This is a genomic window from Cupriavidus sp. 10L43_2 (assembly GCF_056395265.1).
On record NZ_JBFTJE010000004.1, the window covers coordinates 147,967 to 163,371 of the forward strand.

Below are 15,405 nucleotides of genomic sequence, written 5' to 3' on the forward strand. Positions count from 1 at the left end.
CCATCACAAGACCCGTACGAGAGACATCGATGAACCGCCTGCCTGCCGTGCCGACCTCCCCCCTGCGGGCCGCCTTGCTGGCTGCCTTGCTCGCCCCGCTGCTCGCTATGTCGATCCCCGGCGCGGCGCTGGCCGAGACGCTGGCCAAGCCTGCGCTGGACCATCTGGTCGCCAGCCAGTCGGCCAAGCCGCCGGCCAGCTTCAACGCCTTCCTGACCGCCGCCGTGAAGACCGAGCCGAAGCTGGCGCCGGCCGTGCGGGCCTACCGGGCGAAGAAGCCGCTCAAGGGCGACGATCTCGTCAACATCGGCCGGCTGCTCGGTGTCTATAACCGGCTCCACAACGAAACCGCCGTGCTGGACAGCATCACCGAGATGGTGGCAATCCGCACCGTGCGCGACGAAAAGGTGCCCCAGCACGAGAACCCGGCCATCATCGCCTTCGGCAAGGTGGTCGAACGCATGGCCCGGGACTTCGGCCTGACCTATCGCAACGTGGACAACCGCGTGTTCGAGGTGACCCTGCCCGGCACCGGCGCGGACACCTTCGGCATCCTCACGCACGCCGACGTAGTGCCCGTGGTGGCCGACGAATGGGTGCTCGACGATGGCACCAAGCTCGACCCGTTCAAGGTGACCCGCGTGGGCGACTACCTGTACGGGCGCGGCACCATTGACGACAAGGGTTCGATCGCGGCGGCAATGTACGCGATGAAGACCGTGCGCGAGAGCGGCGTGCCGCTGGCCCGCACGATCCGTCTGATGATCGAAACCACCGAGGAAACCGGCGGCGACGGCATGAAGTACTACCAGGCGCACACCACGCTGCCGGCGTACAACATCGTGCTGGACAGCAAGTACCCGGCAGTGGTGGCCGAGAAGGGTTCGGGCGCGCTGACGGTGCGCTTCGCGGACCGGCCGACGGACGGCAAGGCCCCCGCCATCGTGGCAATGGCTGGCGCGGCGTCCGCCAACGCGATTCCGCAGACCGCCACGGCACGCATCACGGGCGGCGATCCGGCCGCCGTGGCTGCCGCGCTGGAGAAGGCGCGCGATCCGTTCATCGCCCAGCATGCCGCGCAGGGCAAGTTCTCGATCGACGTGACACCGGGCGCCGGCGGCGTGGACGTCAAGGTGACCGGCTCGTCGGCCCATGGCTCCCGGCCCGAAGAAGGCGTGAACCCGGTACCGCGCCTGGCGCTGTTCCTGCAAGGCGCCGGCGTGCCGTTCGCGGACAACCAGTACGCGCGCGCCATCCGCTACCTCGGCGACCTGTACGGCACCGGCTATCTGGGCGAGAAGATGGATGTGGGCTATCGGGACGATTTCATGGGCCCGCTGACGATGTCGCCCACGCTGATCCGCGAGCGCAACGGCAAGCTTGAAGTCACCGCCAACGTGCGTATGCCGCGCGGCGCCACGCCGGACGAACTGCGCGCCCGGGTGGCGACCAGGATCAACGCCTGGGCCAGCGCCACGCAGACGGCGGTCGAGATCCAGCACGACCAGGGCAACTGGATGGCGCGTGACCCCAAGGGCGCCTGGCTCTCTACCCTGCTGAATATCTACGGCGACACCACTGGGCTCGAAGCCAAGCCGGTGCCCACGGCCGGCAGCACCACGGCCAAGCTGATGCCGAACGCCATCAACTTCGGCCCGGCCATGCCCGGCAAGAAGTACACCGCGCACAACGCCAAGGAGTACAAGGAAGTGGCCGACCTGAACCTGGACATGCAGATGTTCACCGAGATGCTGGTCCGCATCGGCAATCTGGACACCATGCAGTAAGCCGGCGCTGGCATGCGCGGCGGGGGTGCAGCGGTGCCCCCCCGCATGCCGGCTTTTACATCTTTACAGCCCCAGGTCGCTCAGGCTCGGGTGGTCATCCGGGCGGCGGCCCAGCGGCCAGTGGAACTTGCGGTCCGCCTCGCGCATCGGGGCATCGTTGATGCAGGCAAAGCGCCGCTGCATCAGACCGTTCTGGTCGAATTCCCAGTTTTCATTGCCATACGACCGGTACCAGTTGCCCGAGTCGTCATGCCATTCGTACGCAAATCGCACCGCGATGCGGTTGCCATCGTGCGCCCACAACTCCTTGATCAGCCGGTAATCGAGCTCCTTCTGCCACTTGCGCGACAAAAAGGCCTCGATCGCGGCACGCCCCGTGACGAACTCCGCCCGGTTGCGCCATTGGCTGTCGACGGTATAGGCCAGCGCCACGCGCGCCGGATCGCGACTGTTCCACCCATCCTCGGCCCCCCGGACCTTCTGGGCGGCGCTCTCGCGGGTAAAGGGCGGAAACGGCGGACGGGATTCGGGTTGGGTCGACATCGAAGCTCCTTGAGGATGGGATGGCTATCGCCGGAATGAGACAGATCTGTCTACTATCGTGGAGTAGACAGATCTGTATGTCAAGGAGATTTTCGGGAGGTGGGCGACCGCGCCCGCCCCCCCCCTACCGCTTCGTCGCCACCACCTCCAGGTACTCGCTCGGCACCACCATCGAATCCTTGCCGGCCACGTTCAAGCTGTTGAGCAACGTGGTCAGGTCGGCTTCCAGCGCGCTGGCCTTGTCGGCCGGCAGCGAGGCGAACGCCTTGTGGACCGGGCCGTACCACGTGCGGAACACCTCGATAAAGTGCGCCGCCGAGCGATAGCGGAAGTTGAACTGGCGCGCCGTCACGCGGACATCGACCCCATGCGGTGCGAACAGCGTGCGCAGGTGCTCCTCCACCCCCCATTTGGACGGCGGCGACACCCCCGCCGGCGGCGGCACGTAGGCGCCCAGCGTCTTGAACATCTGGCCGACGAAGCCCTGCGGCGTCCAGTTCGCCAGCCCGATGCGGCCGCCGGGCCGGGTCACGCGCGCCATCTCGGCGGCGCACTTGGGCTGGTCCGGGGCGAACATCACGCCGAAGGTGGAGAGCACGGCGTCGAAGCTCGCGTCGTCGAAGGGCAGCGCCTCGGCGTCGGCCTGCTGGAAGGAGACCTCCAGCCGCTCGGCCTTGGCGCGCTCGGCGCCGCGCTCCAGCAGTGCGCCGACATAGTCGGTGGACGTCACGATGCAGCCACGGCGCGCCGCCGCCAGCGTGGCGTTGCCGTTGCCGGCGGCCACGTCGAGCACGCGCTCGTCGCAGCGCAGGTCACAGGCTTCAGCAAGCTGCTCGCCCACGATCTGGAGCGTGGTGCCGATCACGGCATAGTCGCCGCTGGCCCAGGCCACCTGCTGGCGGCCTTTCAGGGCGGCAAGGTCGGGCGAAGTCGCCGGGGCAGCGGCAGGGTCGGGGGTAGTCGTCATGATGGGAGTCTCCTGATTGTGCGCCCGGCAGGTCCGCCGGCTTACGCGCGGGACCGGTTGAACCCGGCCTCACGCGCGAGCACGATGGCCTGCGAGCGGTTTTCCACCTCGAGCTTCGAGAAGATGCTCGTGATGTGGTTGCGCACGGTTTTCTCGCACAGCCCGAGGTAGGCGGCGATCTGTGCGTTGTCGCGGCCCTGCGCGATCAGCACGACAATGTCGCGCTCGCGCCGGGTCAAGGTGTGGAACGCCGGGTCGTCGACCGGCACCGGCGCGGGCAGGAAGGCGCGTACTTCCTCGAGCCAGCGGTCCCATGCCGGCTCCGTCTCCAGCAGCAGATGGTTGCCGCTCTCCAATGGCACGAAGCGCGCGTTCGGGATCATGCTGGCGATCAGCCGGCCTTCGTCGAACGGCACGCGCGCGTCGCGCACGGCGTGGAGCACCAGCGTGGGGCAGGTCACCAGCGGCAGCAGTTCCACCACGTCGATGTCGTTGAAGATGCGCATGAAGCGCGCCGCGTTGGCCGGCGAGGTGGACACGCGCTCCAGCTCGTTGAACCAGCGGTGCTGCTCCGCCGTGCCGCCCGGGATGAACTGCGTGGTGAAGAACTGGCGGAAGGCCGGGTTCTCCTGCCCCCAGCCCAGCTCGGCCAGCCGCGCCATCAGCTCGGCTTCTTCGCGCATCTCGGCCCCGAGGTTGCGCTTGAGGCGCCCCCGGGCGTAGCCGCCGTGCAGCACGAGGTGGCTCACCCGTTCGGGATGCGCCACCGCGTACGCCACGGCGATCGACGCGCCTTGGGAAATGCCCAGCAAGGGGAAATGATCGACGCCGGTGGCGTCCACGATGGTTTCGAGATCACGCAGCCACGCCTCGAAGGACAGGTCCTCCACGTGGCGATCAGAGAGGCCACAGCCGCGTTCGTCGTAGCGCACGAGCGTGTGGTTCTCTGACAGCGCGCACAGCATGTGGCTCCAGACCGGACTCCCCACGTCGAATTCGAGGTGGCTCATCCAGTTGGCGGCCTTCACGAGCGGCGGTCCGCTGCCCGTGATGGCATACGCCAGTCGCACCCGGTCAAGGCTGGTGCAAAGGCGTATCTGCTGCTTCAGCATCGGCATGGTGGGATCGCGCGCGGGACAGGGTACGGCCGGTGCAGGGCGCCGGGGCGATAGCTCACCACGTCCGCTTGGAACGGGCGATTGACTAATCTTAGTCAACGATCCCCAGCGTGCAGGCAAAACCACGGCCAGCTGGCCCCGCGAAGTGCGGAAAGCCAGACGTGGTGCATACCGTGCCCGGCGCATTATCCGCGGTCAGGCGTTGCGCAGCAGACATCCGCCACCGGCAGCGCCCATCCGGGCCCCATCGGTGAACGGGTCGCGCTGACCCATGCGGGCGCCATCGGTGTAGGGGTCGCGCTGATCCATCCGGGCGCCGTCGGTGTAGGGATCCGGCTTGCTGGTGCGCAGGCCGTCCTGGTACGGATCGAACTTGCCGCCCTTGCAGGCAGACATGCCGGCCTGCGCCGCGGTGGTGGTGAAAGAGGAACGATCGCCGCCCAGCCCGGCATACGCCAGGTTGCACAGGCCGATGGCCAGCGAGGAAGCGGTCAAGAGGGTCTTGGCAAGATTCGTGTACATCGCAAACTCCAACTACAACGTCAGGAAGGCGATCACAGCTCAGGATGAAGGAACGGTGTGGGGATCGCCTGAGCCGCACTGCTCCTTGTTCGAGGGGCCGATTGTGGGCAGCGGGGTGCGGGCGAACATGAGGCGGGTGTCCCGGTTTGCGGGATTCGTCAGGGTCTGTGCGGGGGGATTCCGTGGGACAAGGGTCCCGGGCGCGGGTAATTACCGGGGGGTGGCGGAGGCGCTGGCGCGCTTCCGCGGGGGCTTCAGCGAAATGAAGCGGCGAGAAACGGCAGTTAGAGGGTAAGCCCTAAAGCAGGACAACCGCCCCACTCCAAAACCCTCGAAGCGCGCCAAACCCGGGACACCCGTCTCATGTTGGCGGCGCGTGCCGCTGGAATGATCCGCCTACGTCCTGTCAGGCACCTTCTGCATGGACGCCGTTCATTCCAGAGGAGTTTTGCAATGCAAGCCGTATCCCTGTCAGCCGACACCGCCCGCTACGCCCGCTGTATCGCCGCATCCAAGCGCATCCGCTGGGACATCGACCGTGACGTCATCCGCGACCGCACCTTCGACCTCTCCCACAAGTTCCTGCCCGACGGGCTGTCCCTGGCCGACGAACTGCCTTTCCTCAGCGCGGCCGAACGCCGCTTCGTGAGTCAGGTGCAAGGCCGCACTTACGCCAATATGTTCGGGCTGGTGGAGCGCTTCGTCTCGGCCAAGGTGGTGGAGCTGACGCAGGCCCACAGCGTTGGCGATCAGGTCGCGCTGGAGGCGCTCGTGCGCTTCACCGACGAGGAACTGAAGCACCAGGAGCTGTTCCGCCGCATCGAGCAACTGGCCGCGCAGGGCATGCCGGTGGGCTACACCTTCGGGGCGGACGCCAACGCCGTGGCTGCCTTCGTGCTCTCCAAGTGCACCTGGGCGGTGCTGGCGCTGACCTGCCATGTCGAACTGCTGTCACAGGCGCACTATCGCGGCAGCATCGGCACCGCGCCGGACCTGTCCGACCTGTTCAAGGACGTGTTCCTGTACCACTGGCGCGAGGAGTCCCAGCACGCCAACCTCGACGAGCTGGAATGGCTGCGCGAAGACGCCCGCATGTGCCGCACCTCGCGTGATGCCGCCATCGACGACCTGATCGCGCTGGTGGGCGCCGTGGACGAGATCCTGCAGGCCCAGGCCACCGCCGACGCGCACTACGTCATGCGCGTGATCCGTGGCACGCCGGACGCCCCGCGCGCCGCCGAGGTGGAAGCCGTGGTGCTCAAGGCGTACCGCTGGACCTACATCGTCTCGGGCATGCTGGAACCGCGCTTCAGCAAGCTGCTGGGCGGGATGGTCGATGCCGGGCAGATGGCGTGCATCGAGGCCGCCATGGGACCGCTGATGTACGCGATGCCCGCCGCCGGCGTGCCGATTCCGGCGATGGCGGCCTGACGGCGGTTCGATGATGGCGGACGGTGGCGTGGGCGGCCTGAGTACCGCCCGCGCCGCCTAGGCCACCGCCTGCATGGTCTGGCCGGCCTGCATGCCCGCCAGGTAGCGATGGATCTGCGCCACGACCGCAGCGCCCTCGCCTACCGCGGCGGCCACGCGCTTGGTCGAGCCCGAGCGCACATCCCCGATCGCGAACACGCCCGGCACGCTGGTCTCCAGCGTGTAGTCGGCGCGCTCGGTGCAGGACTGGTGGGCTTCATAGCCGGTCAGCACGAAGCCCTTGGGGTCCGTGGTCACGTTGCAGGACCGCAGCCATTCCGTGTTCGGCGCGGCGCCGATAAACAGGAACACGTGGCGCATCGGCCGGGAGATGCAGTCCGGGCCGCAGGAGCGCTCCCTGTAGCGCACCGTGGAGAGCCAGCCCTCGCCCTCCATCGCCGTGATCTGCGCGTGCGTGTGCAGGAAGACGTTCGGCAGGCTCTTCAGGCGGTCGATCAGGTAGCGCGACATGGTGGCCTCGAGCCCCTCGCCGCGCACCAGCATATGCACCTCGGCCGCGTGCGAGGCGAGATACACCGCCGCCTGCCCCGCCGAGTTGCCGCCGCCGACCAGCATCGCGTGCTCGTCCTTGCAGAGCTTGGCCTCCACCGGCGACGCCCAGTAATAGACGCCCCGCCCCTCGTACTGATCCAGCGATTCGATCTCCGCGCGCCGGTACTGGGCGCCGCTGGCAATCACCACGGTGCGCGTGGGCACCATGCGGCCATCGGTCAGCTCGATCCGGATCGGGTTCTCGCCGCAATGGAGCGCGCTCACCTCGAGCGGAATCGCCACGTGGGCCCCGAACTTGAGCGCCTGGACGAAGGCCCGCCCGGCCAGCGCCTGGCCCGAGATGCCCGTGGGAAAACCGAGGTAGTTCTCGATCCGAGCGCTCGCGCCGGCCTGCCCGCCCGGGGACCGGCAGTCGATCACGGCCACGGACAGCCCTTCGGACGCGGCATAGACCGCCGTCGCCAGCCCTGCGGGGCCGGCGCCGACCACCACCACGTCATAGATATGGTCCGGCGCGAATTCAGGCACCAAACCGAGGCATGAGGCGAGCTGGCCCTCGTCCGGCGCGCGCAGTATGCCGCCGTCGGGGCAAATCACCATCGGGAAATCGCTCGCGGGCGCGTTGCTGACGTCCAGCAGCGCCATGGCGTCCGGGTCGGTGTCGATATCGACCACCTTGTGCGGATAGCCGTTGCGGCGCAGGAAGGCTTGCAGCGCCAGCAGCAGCGGCTGGGTGCCCTTGCCGACCAGCACCGGGCCGCCGCCGCGCTCGATCAGGCCCACCCGGCGCAGGATCAGCGCGCGCATGATGCGCTCGCCCAGATCCGCCTCGGCCACCAGCAGCGCGCGCAGCCGTTCGGGCGGCACCACCAGCGCGGTGGAGTCCTCCAGCGCCACGGCATCCACCAGCGCCGGCTTGCCGGAGAGCTGGCCCACCTCGGCCAGGAACTGGCCCGGGCCCTCGTCGTTGATCGGGAAACTGTTGCCCAGCCCGTCGCGCTGGATGATCTGGAGCTTGCCGGTCAGGATCAGATGCATGCCCGGCGCCGGGTCGCCGACGCGGAACAGCGTCTGGCCGGCCTTGAACGATTCCACCGCGCCAAAGCGCCGCACGCGCTCGATCTCGGCCGGCGTCAGGGTCGGAAACATCTGGTGCTTGCGGGTCTCCAGCACCGAAAACGGCGCCTCCAGCCCTACCACCGGCTCATGTGCGGCTTGATTGGCGACCTGATCAGCAACCGGGTCCGGACTGGCTTCGGGCTGCGAAGCTCCCTGCGTCATCTCCATGCGACTCCCCTCAATTTCGGTCTAGGTAGGACAGGACTCGACTGCGTACTCGACTGAGATAGTAGCCGGCGTGGCTACGAAACACACATGAAGATTTTAGGAAGCGATGGCCACCGTTGCTTGCCGAATTGCCCGGCGCGCGGCACTTTGCACGGCGTCGTCACCCATGAAAAAACCGACTGACTTCTAGCGATTTAAATCATGGTGAGAATATTCAGCGCTCGCTACACTGGCCCCGACAACGCCCCCACAGGCTACAGAAGCCAACAAGCAAGGAGACGAGATGTACCGTGATCGCATTCGCCTGGCCGCCCTGCAGGACCGGATCATGTCGGCCGATGCGGCCGCCGCGCTGATCCAGGACGGCATGACGGTCGGCATGAGCGGCTTCACCCGCGCCGGCGACTGCAAGGCCGTGCCCTTCGCCCTGGCCCGCCGCGCCGCCGCCGACCCGCTCCAGATCACGCTGATCACGGGCGCCTCGCTCGGCAACGACATCGACAAGATCCTGGCCGAAAGCAACGTGCTGGCGCGCCGCCTGCCGTTCCAGTCCGACGCCACCCTGCGCCGCAAGATCAACGACGGCGAGGTCATGTTCATCGACCAGCATCTGGGCGAGACCGTGGAGCAGCTGCGCAGCGGCCAGCTCGCCCCGGTGGACATCGCCGTGATCGAGGCCGCCGCCATCACCGAGACCGGCGGCATCGTGCCGACCACCTCGGTTGGCAATTCGGCGAGTTTCGCGATGATGGCCAAGAAGGTCATCGTCGAGATCAACACCAATATGCCGGCCGCGCTGGAAGGGCTGCACGACATCTACTTCCCGGTGCAGCGCCCGTATCGCCAGCCGATTCCGCTGATTGCCGTCGAGCAGCGCATCGGCCTGCCCTATATCCCCGTCGATCCGTCACGTATTGCGGCCATCGTGCTCACCGCGCGCGACGACAGCCCGTCCAACGCGCTGCCGCCCGACGGCGACACGCGCCTGATCGCCGGCCATCTCAACGCGCTGTTCGAGCGCGAGGTGCGCGCCGGGCGGCTCTCCCCGTCGCTCCAGCCCTTGCAGGCCGGCATCGGCACGATTGCCAACGCGGTGCTGCACGGGCTCGTAGATTCGCCATTTCATGACCTGACGATGTACTCGGAGGTCTTGCAGGACAGCACCATCTCGCTGCTCGACGCCGGCAAGCTGCGCTTTGCCTCGGCGTCGTCGATGACGCTGTCCGGGCCGGTCTATCGCCGCGTGCTGGAGGAGATCGACCGCTACAAGTCGCGGCTGGTGCTGCGGCCGCAGGAGATCAGCAACCATCCCGAGGTGCTGCGCCGGCTGGGGTTGATCACCATCAACACCGCGCTGGAGTGCGATATCTACGGCAACGTCAACTCCACGCACGTGGGCGGCACGCACATGATGAACGGCATCGGCGGCTCGGGGGACTTCGCGCGCAATGCCTACCTGTCGGTCTTCGTGACCAAGTCCGTGGCCAAGGACGGGCGGATTTCCAGCATCGTGCCGATGGTCTCCCACGTGGATAACAGCGAGCACGACGTGGACATCCTCGTCACCGAGCACGGCCTGGCCGACCTGCGCGGGCTGGCGCCACGCGAGCGGGCGCTCCAGGTGATCCGCAATTGCGCCGACCCGGCCTACCGCGACGGCCTGCTCGACTATTTCCGCCGGGCCCAGACGCGCGGCGGCCAGACCCCGCACCTGCTGGAAGAGGCGTTTGCGTGGCATCTGAACTATCGCGAGCACGGCACCATGCTGCCGGCATCCCGGGCGACGGCCGTCGAGCCAATCGAAGCCGCGCCGCTGGCAGCCTGACGTTTCTGCACGACCGGGCGGTTTTTACATCCCGCCCGGCTGCCGGCTGCCTCCTACGGGCCTCCCACGGGCCCTTTTCGGCATGGAACGGCACTTGCACCGTGCCGGAAGGTGGCGCGCTCCCGCCACCGCTGGAGACGCCATGCAAGAACCGGTTCGCCTGATCCTGATGTACGGCCTGATCCCGCTCTGGATCCTCGCGGGGCTGGGCGACTGGTGGTTCCATCGGCGCCAGCGCATCGAGATCAACGCGGGCGTCCGGGAATCGGTCATGCACAGCCTGATGATGGTCCAGGTGGGCGTCCCGGTCCTGCTGGTGCTGTTCTTCGAGGTGAACGCGCTGCTGTTCGCCATCATGATCGTCGCTGTGGTGGTCCACGCGGTCACCGCCTGGGTCGACGTCGGCTACGCGGTGACCCGGCGCACGGTGCCGCCGAACGAGCAGCACATGCACAGCCTGCTGGAGATGCTGCCGATCACGGCCGTGGTCATATTGGCCGCCGCCCACTGGGACCAGTTCCTGGCGCTGTTCGGCGCCGGCGCCGAGCCGCCCCGCCTCACCCTGACCCCGAAACGCGATCCCCTGCCGTCGTCCTACCTGATCGGCCTGTTCGCTGCGCTCGGCCTGTTCGTGGTGCTGCCTTATGCGGAGGAACTGCTGCGCTGCCTGCGTGCCCAGGCGGCACGCGCCAAGCCCGTGGCGCAGCACACCTAGCCCCGCTCGATGCCGGCGCCGGATGACCGCACCGGCAATGTGCCCTCAGCGCATCGATCGAAAAATTCGGCTAAATTGGCTGCCTTGGTCGTGCAAGCGACCTGAGCCACACACAACGTGAACGGGAGCGCCATGCGCGGTCATCACCTCGTAGGATGGGCACGTGTCGGTCGTCATCCCTAGCCGCCCCGCCGCCAGGTGGCGGGAGTTCGTCCGCTTCCTCGGACCGGCCTACCTCGTGGCCGTGGGCTATATGGACCCCGGCAACTGGGCCACCGACCTCGCGGGCGGTTCCGCCTACGGCTACACCCTGCTCTGGGTCGTGGCGATGTCCAGCCTGATGGCGATGCTGCTCCAGGTGCTGGCCAGCCGGCTCGGGCTGGTCACCGGCATGGATCTGGCGCAGGCGTGCCGGCACGGCGCCTCGCGCTGGTCGGCCTGTTCGCAATGGGTCCTGGCCGAACTGGCGATCTGCGCCACCGATCTCGCCGAAGTCATCGGCACGGCCATCGCCCTCAACCTGCTGTTCAACATCCCCCTGCTGGCTGGCGTGGCGCTGACCGTGCTGGACGTGCTGCTGGTGCTGATCCTGCAGCAGCGCGGCTTCCGGCGGCTGGAAGCCTTCGTCATCAGCATGATTACGCTGGTGCTGCTGTGCTTCGTGGCGATGCTGATCATCGCCGAGCCGTCCTGGTCGGAGGTGGGCTGGGGGCTGCTGCCTTCGCCGCGCTCGCTCACCGACGCCAACGCCGTGGTCATCGCCACGGGCATCATCGGCGCCACGGTGATGCCGCACAACCTCTACCTGCACTCGGCGGCGGTCAAGACGCGCACCGTCGAGGACAATGCGCCGGCGCTGCAACGGGCGCTGCGCTACACGGCCATCGACACGCTGGTGGCACTCGCCATCGCCTTCTTTATTAATAGTGCGATCCTGGTCACGGCGGCCGGCGTGTTCCACCGCAGCGGCCATGCGGAGGTGGCCGAGATCCAGGAGGCCTTCCACCTGCTCTCCCCGCTGACCGGCGCCGCCTGGGCCAGCGTGATCTTCGCCGTGGCGCTGCTGGCCTCGGGCCAAAGCTCGGCCGTCACCGCCACGCTGGCCGGGCAGGTGGTCATGGAGGGCTTTATCCGCACGCGGCTGGCGCCGTGGGCGCGGCGGCTGGTCACGCGCGGCGTGGCCATCGTGCCGGCGCTGATCGTGGCGTGGCTGTATGCCGACAAAGGCGTGGCGCAGCTGCTGATCGCCAGCCAGGTGGTGCTGAGCCTGCAACTGCCGTTCGCGGCGATTCCGCTGGTGCGTTTCACCAGCAGCCGCGCCCGCATGGGCGCCTACGCCAACCCGCGCAGCGTGGTGATCCTGGCCTCGCTGACGGTCGGCATCATCATCGCCATGAACGCGGCCATGCTCGTGCTCACCTTCCGGGAATGGCTGGGTTAAAAAATTTTCGGAAAAGCTGTCACAAGCCGGGTTCACGGTACGTCTTACAGGGAAAGGCAAGCGCAAAGGGCGCACGCCAACTCCCTTGAACTACCGTGAGGAACCATCATGAGTGCATCGCGTATTAACTTCTTCCAGCTCGCCCCGGCCAACCTGAAGGCCATGATCGCGCTGTCGGGTTCGGTCAAGCAAAGCTCGCTGGGCCCGCGTCTGGTGGAGATCGTGCAGTTGCGTGTGTCCCAGATCAACCAGTGCGGCGTCTGCGTGGACATGCACTGGCGCGACCTGATCAAGCAGGGCCTGGACCCGCGCCACGTGAACGCCATCGCCGGCTGGCGTGAAGCCCCCGCCTCGTTCTTCAACGCCCGCGAGCGCGCCGCGCTGGGCTGGGCCGAGGCCGTCAACGCACTGCCCCACCAGGACCTGACCGACGCCGCCTGGCCGGCCCTGCGCGAGCAGTTCAGCGAGCAGGAAATCGCCGAGCTGTCGTACACCATCGCCGCCATCCGAGGCTGGAACGTGATGAACCTGAGCCTGCGCAACCAGATTCCGGAAACGCCGGCTCCCGGCTTCTGATCGGGCTTTTGCTTCTCTAGCGCGCCAGGTTGGACTGCCGCGAGGCGCCGACAGCGGGATTCCGCTGCCGGCGCCTTTTTCGTATTTGGCGTTCGCGTGCCGCGTGCGGTGTCCGCATCATGCTTCGACCCCATCCCCTGCCAGCCGGCCTCTGCAGTCGCGCTAAATTCCTGGCGGTTAATTGCATAACAAGCGCCCGACACTCCCGCACTAACAGACTCTTTCGCTCCCGCCCGGAAGTGGCCTATGCTGTGGCCACTAACAGATCGAGAATCCGGGGAGGATGGCTCCCCGCGCGCCCAGCCATGGAAAAAACAGCATTCGTCTTTGCCGGTGGAGGCAGCCTCGGTGCCATCGAGGTCGGCATGTTGCGGGAACTGGTGAAGTGGGGCCTGGCGCCCGACATGGTGATCGGCGCCTCGGCCGGCGCCATCAACGGCGCGTATTTCGCCTGCCATCCGCACGAGGAAGGCACGGCCAAGCTGGAGAGCCTCTGGCGCGGCATTCGCCGGGCCGAGGTGCTGCCCTGGTCCTGGCGCAGCATGCTCGGCATGCTGGGCGGGCGGCGCGGGCATCTGGTCGAATCGTTCGGCCTCCAGAAGTTACTTTCGCGCCACTTCGGCGAATCCCGGCTCGAACATGCCAGCCTGCCGCTCTATGTGGTGGCGACGGACATGCATACCGGCGACGAAGTGGTGCTGTCCTCGGGCAATATCGTCGATGCGGTGCTGGCCAGCGCGGCCATTCCGGGCGTGTTTCCGCCGGTGCAGGTGGAAGGCCGCGCGCTGATCGATGGCGGCGTGGCCAACAACACGCCCGTTTCCACGGCCGTGCGGCTGGGCGCCACGCGCATCGTGGTGCTGCCGGCCGGCTTCGCCTGCGCCGAGCGCCGCCCGCCGCGCGGCGCCGTGGAACACGCGCTCAATGCGCTGTCCCTGCTGGTGGCGCGGCAACTCGTGCATGACCTGGAGCGCTGGGCCGACCACGCGCATATCGCCGTGGTGCCGCCGCTTTGTCCGCTCGATGTCTCGCCCTATGACTACACGCGCTGCGGCGAGCTGATCGACCGCGCCGCCGAAGCCACCGTGGCCTGGCTGCGTGCCGATGGCCTGAAGAGCCGCCGCGTGCCCGGCGCGCTGGAGCCGCATAGCCACGATGAGTCGTCGCCCAGCTGCAGCGCCGATCTTTCCCCGCCCCCGGAGGCGGACCACATCCACACGCACGCCGCCCCCAGCCACTCGCACAGCCACCCCGGCCACACGCATGGGTGACGGGGTACTGCCGGGCCGGCGCGACTGGATGCGGCGGGATGCGTCCGCCCAGCGCATGGAGCGGATCGAGGCGTTTATCGGCGGCCATGGCTACGACATGCATCGCCACGACACCTACGCGATTGGCCGCACGCTGACCGGCGTGCAGCGCTTTTCCTATCGGCGCGGCGTCTGCAACAGCCTGCCGGGTGGCACCATCGTCCTGCACCCCGACGAGCCGCACGACGGCCAGGCCGGCACCGAGGCCGGCTTCCAGTACCGGATGATCTATGTCGAGCCCGCGCACGTGCAGCGCGCGCTGGGCGGCCGGCCGTTGCCGTTCATCCCGGGCGGCCGATCGGACGACCCCCGGCTGTTCGCCGCCACCGAGACCCTGCTCCGCGCGATGGATAGCCCGATCGACCCGCTCGAGGAAGACGACGCGCTCTACGACCTGGCCCACGCGCTGGCGGCCGTCGCCGGCGGCACTACGCCGGGGCGCCGGCAGGCGCTCGACTACCGTGCCGCCGAGACGGCCCGGACCTTCCTGCTCGACAACGTGGCGCGCATCGTCACGCTGGACGAACTCGAAGCCGCCACCGGCCGGGACCGCTGGCGCCTGTCGCGCGATTTCCGTGGACTGTTCGGCACCAGCCCGTACCGCTACCTGACCATGCGCCGGCTCGACATGGCCCGCCGGTTGATCGTGGCCGGCCAGACCCTGGCCGACGCCGCCGCGTGGGCCGGCTTCACCGACCAGGCCCATATGACGCGGCACTTCGCGCGCACCTTCGGCATCACGCCGGCGCGCTGGCTGCGCACGCTGGGGCGCACGCCGTAGCTGCACGATCGTACAAGACGGCCCGCCCGCCGGCGGCGCATGCTCGGGCCTTCATCCCATCCGAAGGAGCGCCCCATGTCCCCCACTCCCAATCCCACCCCCTATCGCACCCCCTATCGCGCCATCAACTTCGCCGAGAAGCTCGCCCTGTTCTCGGACCACTGGCAGCCGCGCGTGATTGCCGAGATGAACGACTACCAGTTCAAGATCGTCCGCATCGTGGGGGACTTCGTCTGGCACAGCCACGCCGACACCGACGAGACCTTCATCGTGCTGGACGGCCACCTGCGCATCGACTTCCGCGACGGCCACGTGGACCTGCGCGCCGGCGAGATGTACGTGGTGCCGCGTGGCATCGAGCACAAACCGTTTGCCGATGGCGAGGTGCGCATGCTGCTGATCGAGCCGCGCGGCGTGCGCAATACGGGCGACGACGTGGGCGAGCGCACTGCGCAAAACGACGTCTGGATCTGATGGGTGGAGGTTGGTGGGATGTTGGCCCGGCCCCAACCGTTCCTCGCAACGTGTTGGCCCACAACCCCCTCTTTTC

Annotated in this window: 14 protein-coding genes; 9 read left to right on the plus strand and 5 right to left on the minus strand. The window is 67.8% G+C overall.

Features of this window, described 5'->3' with window-relative positions; all coding sequences use genetic code 11:
* The first annotated feature begins 29 nt into the window (after positions 1 to 29).
* A complete protein-coding gene (locus AC1DEL_RS07435; RefSeq protein ID WP_477125660.1) occupies positions 30 to 1,787 on the plus strand; it encodes a dipeptidase in 1,758 nt (585 codons plus the stop codon).
* A gap of 63 nt (positions 1,788 to 1,850) precedes the next feature.
* Here the strand turns inward: AC1DEL_RS07435 and AC1DEL_RS07440 are convergent, their stop codons facing one another.
* The 4 genes from AC1DEL_RS07440 to AC1DEL_RS07455 all read right to left on the minus strand — a co-directional run bounded on the left by AC1DEL_RS07440 (position 1,851) and on the right by AC1DEL_RS07455 (position 4,937).
* The gene (locus AC1DEL_RS07440) at positions 1,851 to 2,330 is read right to left on the minus strand and encodes a nuclear transport factor 2 family protein (RefSeq protein WP_092294806.1); all 480 of its coding nucleotides are present in this window, start codon (positions 2,328 to 2,330) and stop codon (positions 1,851 to 1,853) included.
* A 124-nt stretch (positions 2,331 to 2,454) separates the two neighbouring features.
* The gene (locus AC1DEL_RS07445) at positions 2,455 to 3,297 is read right to left on the minus strand and encodes a class I SAM-dependent methyltransferase (RefSeq protein WP_477125661.1); all 843 of its coding nucleotides are present in this window, start codon (positions 3,295 to 3,297) and stop codon (positions 2,455 to 2,457) included.
* A gap of 41 nt (positions 3,298 to 3,338) precedes the next feature.
* Complete coding sequence (locus AC1DEL_RS07450; RefSeq protein ID WP_092294801.1) at positions 3,339 to 4,415, minus strand: alpha/beta fold hydrolase; 1,077 nt, start codon at positions 4,413 to 4,415, stop codon at positions 3,339 to 3,341.
* 195 nt (positions 4,416 to 4,610) lie between these two features.
* Positions 4,611 to 4,937 carry a hypothetical protein gene (locus AC1DEL_RS07455; RefSeq protein WP_092294799.1) on the minus strand — a complete coding sequence of 109 codons (327 nt, stop codon included), beginning with the start codon at positions 4,935 to 4,937 and terminating at the stop codon, positions 4,611 to 4,613.
* A gap of 453 nt (positions 4,938 to 5,390) precedes the next feature.
* Between AC1DEL_RS07455 and AC1DEL_RS07460 the strand changes: the two genes are divergently transcribed.
* On the plus strand, positions 5,391 to 6,368 hold the full coding sequence (locus AC1DEL_RS07460) for a hypothetical protein (RefSeq protein WP_477125662.1): 978 nt from the start codon (positions 5,391 to 5,393) through the stop codon (positions 6,366 to 6,368).
* 57 nt (positions 6,369 to 6,425) lie between these two features.
* Here AC1DEL_RS07460 and AC1DEL_RS07465 read toward each other — a convergent pair whose 3' ends face one another.
* The gene (locus AC1DEL_RS07465; protein ID WP_092294795.1) at positions 6,426 to 8,207 is read right to left on the minus strand and encodes an FAD-dependent oxidoreductase; all 1,782 of its coding nucleotides are present in this window, start codon (positions 8,205 to 8,207) and stop codon (positions 6,426 to 6,428) included.
* Positions 8,208 to 8,490: 283 nt separating this feature from the next.
* Here AC1DEL_RS07465 and AC1DEL_RS07470 point away from each other — a divergent pair, with 283 nt between their 5' ends.
* The 7 genes from AC1DEL_RS07470 to AC1DEL_RS07500 all read left to right on the plus strand — a co-directional run bounded on the left by AC1DEL_RS07470 (position 8,491) and on the right by AC1DEL_RS07500 (position 15,329).
* The gene (locus AC1DEL_RS07470; RefSeq protein ID WP_092294793.1) at positions 8,491 to 10,032 is read left to right on the plus strand and encodes an acetyl-CoA hydrolase/transferase family protein; all 1,542 of its coding nucleotides are present in this window, start codon (positions 8,491 to 8,493) and stop codon (positions 10,030 to 10,032) included.
* A gap of 142 nt (positions 10,033 to 10,174) precedes the next feature.
* Positions 10,175 to 10,747, plus strand: a complete 573-nt coding sequence (locus AC1DEL_RS07475) for a diguanylate cyclase (protein WP_092294791.1) — start codon at positions 10,175 to 10,177, stop codon at positions 10,745 to 10,747.
* A 163-nt stretch (positions 10,748 to 10,910) separates the two neighbouring features.
* Positions 10,911 to 12,188, plus strand: coding sequence for an Nramp family divalent metal transporter (locus AC1DEL_RS07480; RefSeq protein WP_477125663.1), 1,278 nt, complete (start codon positions 10,911 to 10,913; stop codon positions 12,186 to 12,188).
* A 108-nt stretch (positions 12,189 to 12,296) separates the two neighbouring features.
* Positions 12,297 to 12,764 carry a carboxymuconolactone decarboxylase family protein gene (locus AC1DEL_RS07485; protein WP_149138057.1) on the plus strand — a complete coding sequence of 156 codons (468 nt, stop codon included), beginning with the start codon at positions 12,297 to 12,299 and terminating at the stop codon, positions 12,762 to 12,764.
* A 305-nt stretch (positions 12,765 to 13,069) separates the two neighbouring features.
* A complete protein-coding gene (locus tag AC1DEL_RS07490) occupies positions 13,070 to 14,035 on the plus strand; it encodes a patatin-like phospholipase family protein (RefSeq protein WP_092294785.1) in 966 nt (321 codons plus the stop codon).
* Positions 14,028 to 14,855 (plus strand): AraC family transcriptional regulator, encoded by an 828-nt coding sequence (locus AC1DEL_RS07495; protein WP_092294783.1) that lies wholly within the window; start codon positions 14,028 to 14,030, stop codon positions 14,853 to 14,855. Before AC1DEL_RS07490 ends, AC1DEL_RS07495 begins: the two co-directional genes overlap by 8 nt.
* Positions 14,856 to 14,930: 75 nt before the next feature.
* Positions 14,931 to 15,329, plus strand: a complete 399-nt coding sequence (locus AC1DEL_RS07500) for a cupin domain-containing protein (protein WP_454757945.1) — start codon at positions 14,931 to 14,933, stop codon at positions 15,327 to 15,329.
* Positions 15,330 to 15,405 lie beyond the last annotated feature (76 nt).

What these genes read in the sequence shown, in the direction of transcription:
- AC1DEL_RS07485 (WP_149138057.1), top strand. Translation starts at nt 12,297, where the DNA reads ATGAGTGCATCGCGTATTAACTTCTTCCAGCTCGCCCCGGCCAACCTG.
- AC1DEL_RS07500 (WP_454757945.1), top strand. Translation starts at nt 14,931, where the DNA reads ATGTCCCCCACTCCCAATCCCACCCCCTATCGCACCCCCTATCGCGCC.
- AC1DEL_RS07490 (WP_092294785.1), top strand. Translation starts at nt 13,070, where the DNA reads ATGGAAAAAACAGCATTCGTCTTTGCCGGTGGAGGCAGCCTCGGTGCC.
- AC1DEL_RS07445 (WP_477125661.1), bottom strand. Translation starts at nt 3,297, where the DNA reads ATGACGACTACCCCCGACCCTGCCGCTGCCCCGGCGACTTCGCCCGAC.
- AC1DEL_RS07435 (WP_477125660.1), top strand. Translation starts at nt 30, where the DNA reads ATGAACCGCCTGCCTGCCGTGCCGACCTCCCCCCTGCGGGCCGCCTTG.
- AC1DEL_RS07460 (WP_477125662.1), top strand. Translation starts at nt 5,391, where the DNA reads ATGCAAGCCGTATCCCTGTCAGCCGACACCGCCCGCTACGCCCGCTGT.
- AC1DEL_RS07495 (WP_092294783.1), top strand. Translation starts at nt 14,028, where the DNA reads ATGGGTGACGGGGTACTGCCGGGCCGGCGCGACTGGATGCGGCGGGAT.
- AC1DEL_RS07450 (WP_092294801.1), bottom strand. Translation starts at nt 4,415, where the DNA reads ATGCCGATGCTGAAGCAGCAGATACGCCTTTGCACCAGCCTTGACCGG.
- AC1DEL_RS07465 (WP_092294795.1), bottom strand. Translation starts at nt 8,207, where the DNA reads ATGGAGATGACGCAGGGAGCTTCGCAGCCCGAAGCCAGTCCGGACCCG.
- AC1DEL_RS07440 (WP_092294806.1), bottom strand. Translation starts at nt 2,330, where the DNA reads ATGTCGACCCAACCCGAATCCCGTCCGCCGTTTCCGCCCTTTACCCGC.
- AC1DEL_RS07470 (WP_092294793.1), top strand. Translation starts at nt 8,491, where the DNA reads ATGTACCGTGATCGCATTCGCCTGGCCGCCCTGCAGGACCGGATCATG.
- AC1DEL_RS07455 (WP_092294799.1), bottom strand. Translation starts at nt 4,937, where the DNA reads ATGTACACGAATCTTGCCAAGACCCTCTTGACCGCTTCCTCGCTGGCC.
- AC1DEL_RS07475 (WP_092294791.1), top strand. Translation starts at nt 10,175, where the DNA reads ATGCAAGAACCGGTTCGCCTGATCCTGATGTACGGCCTGATCCCGCTC.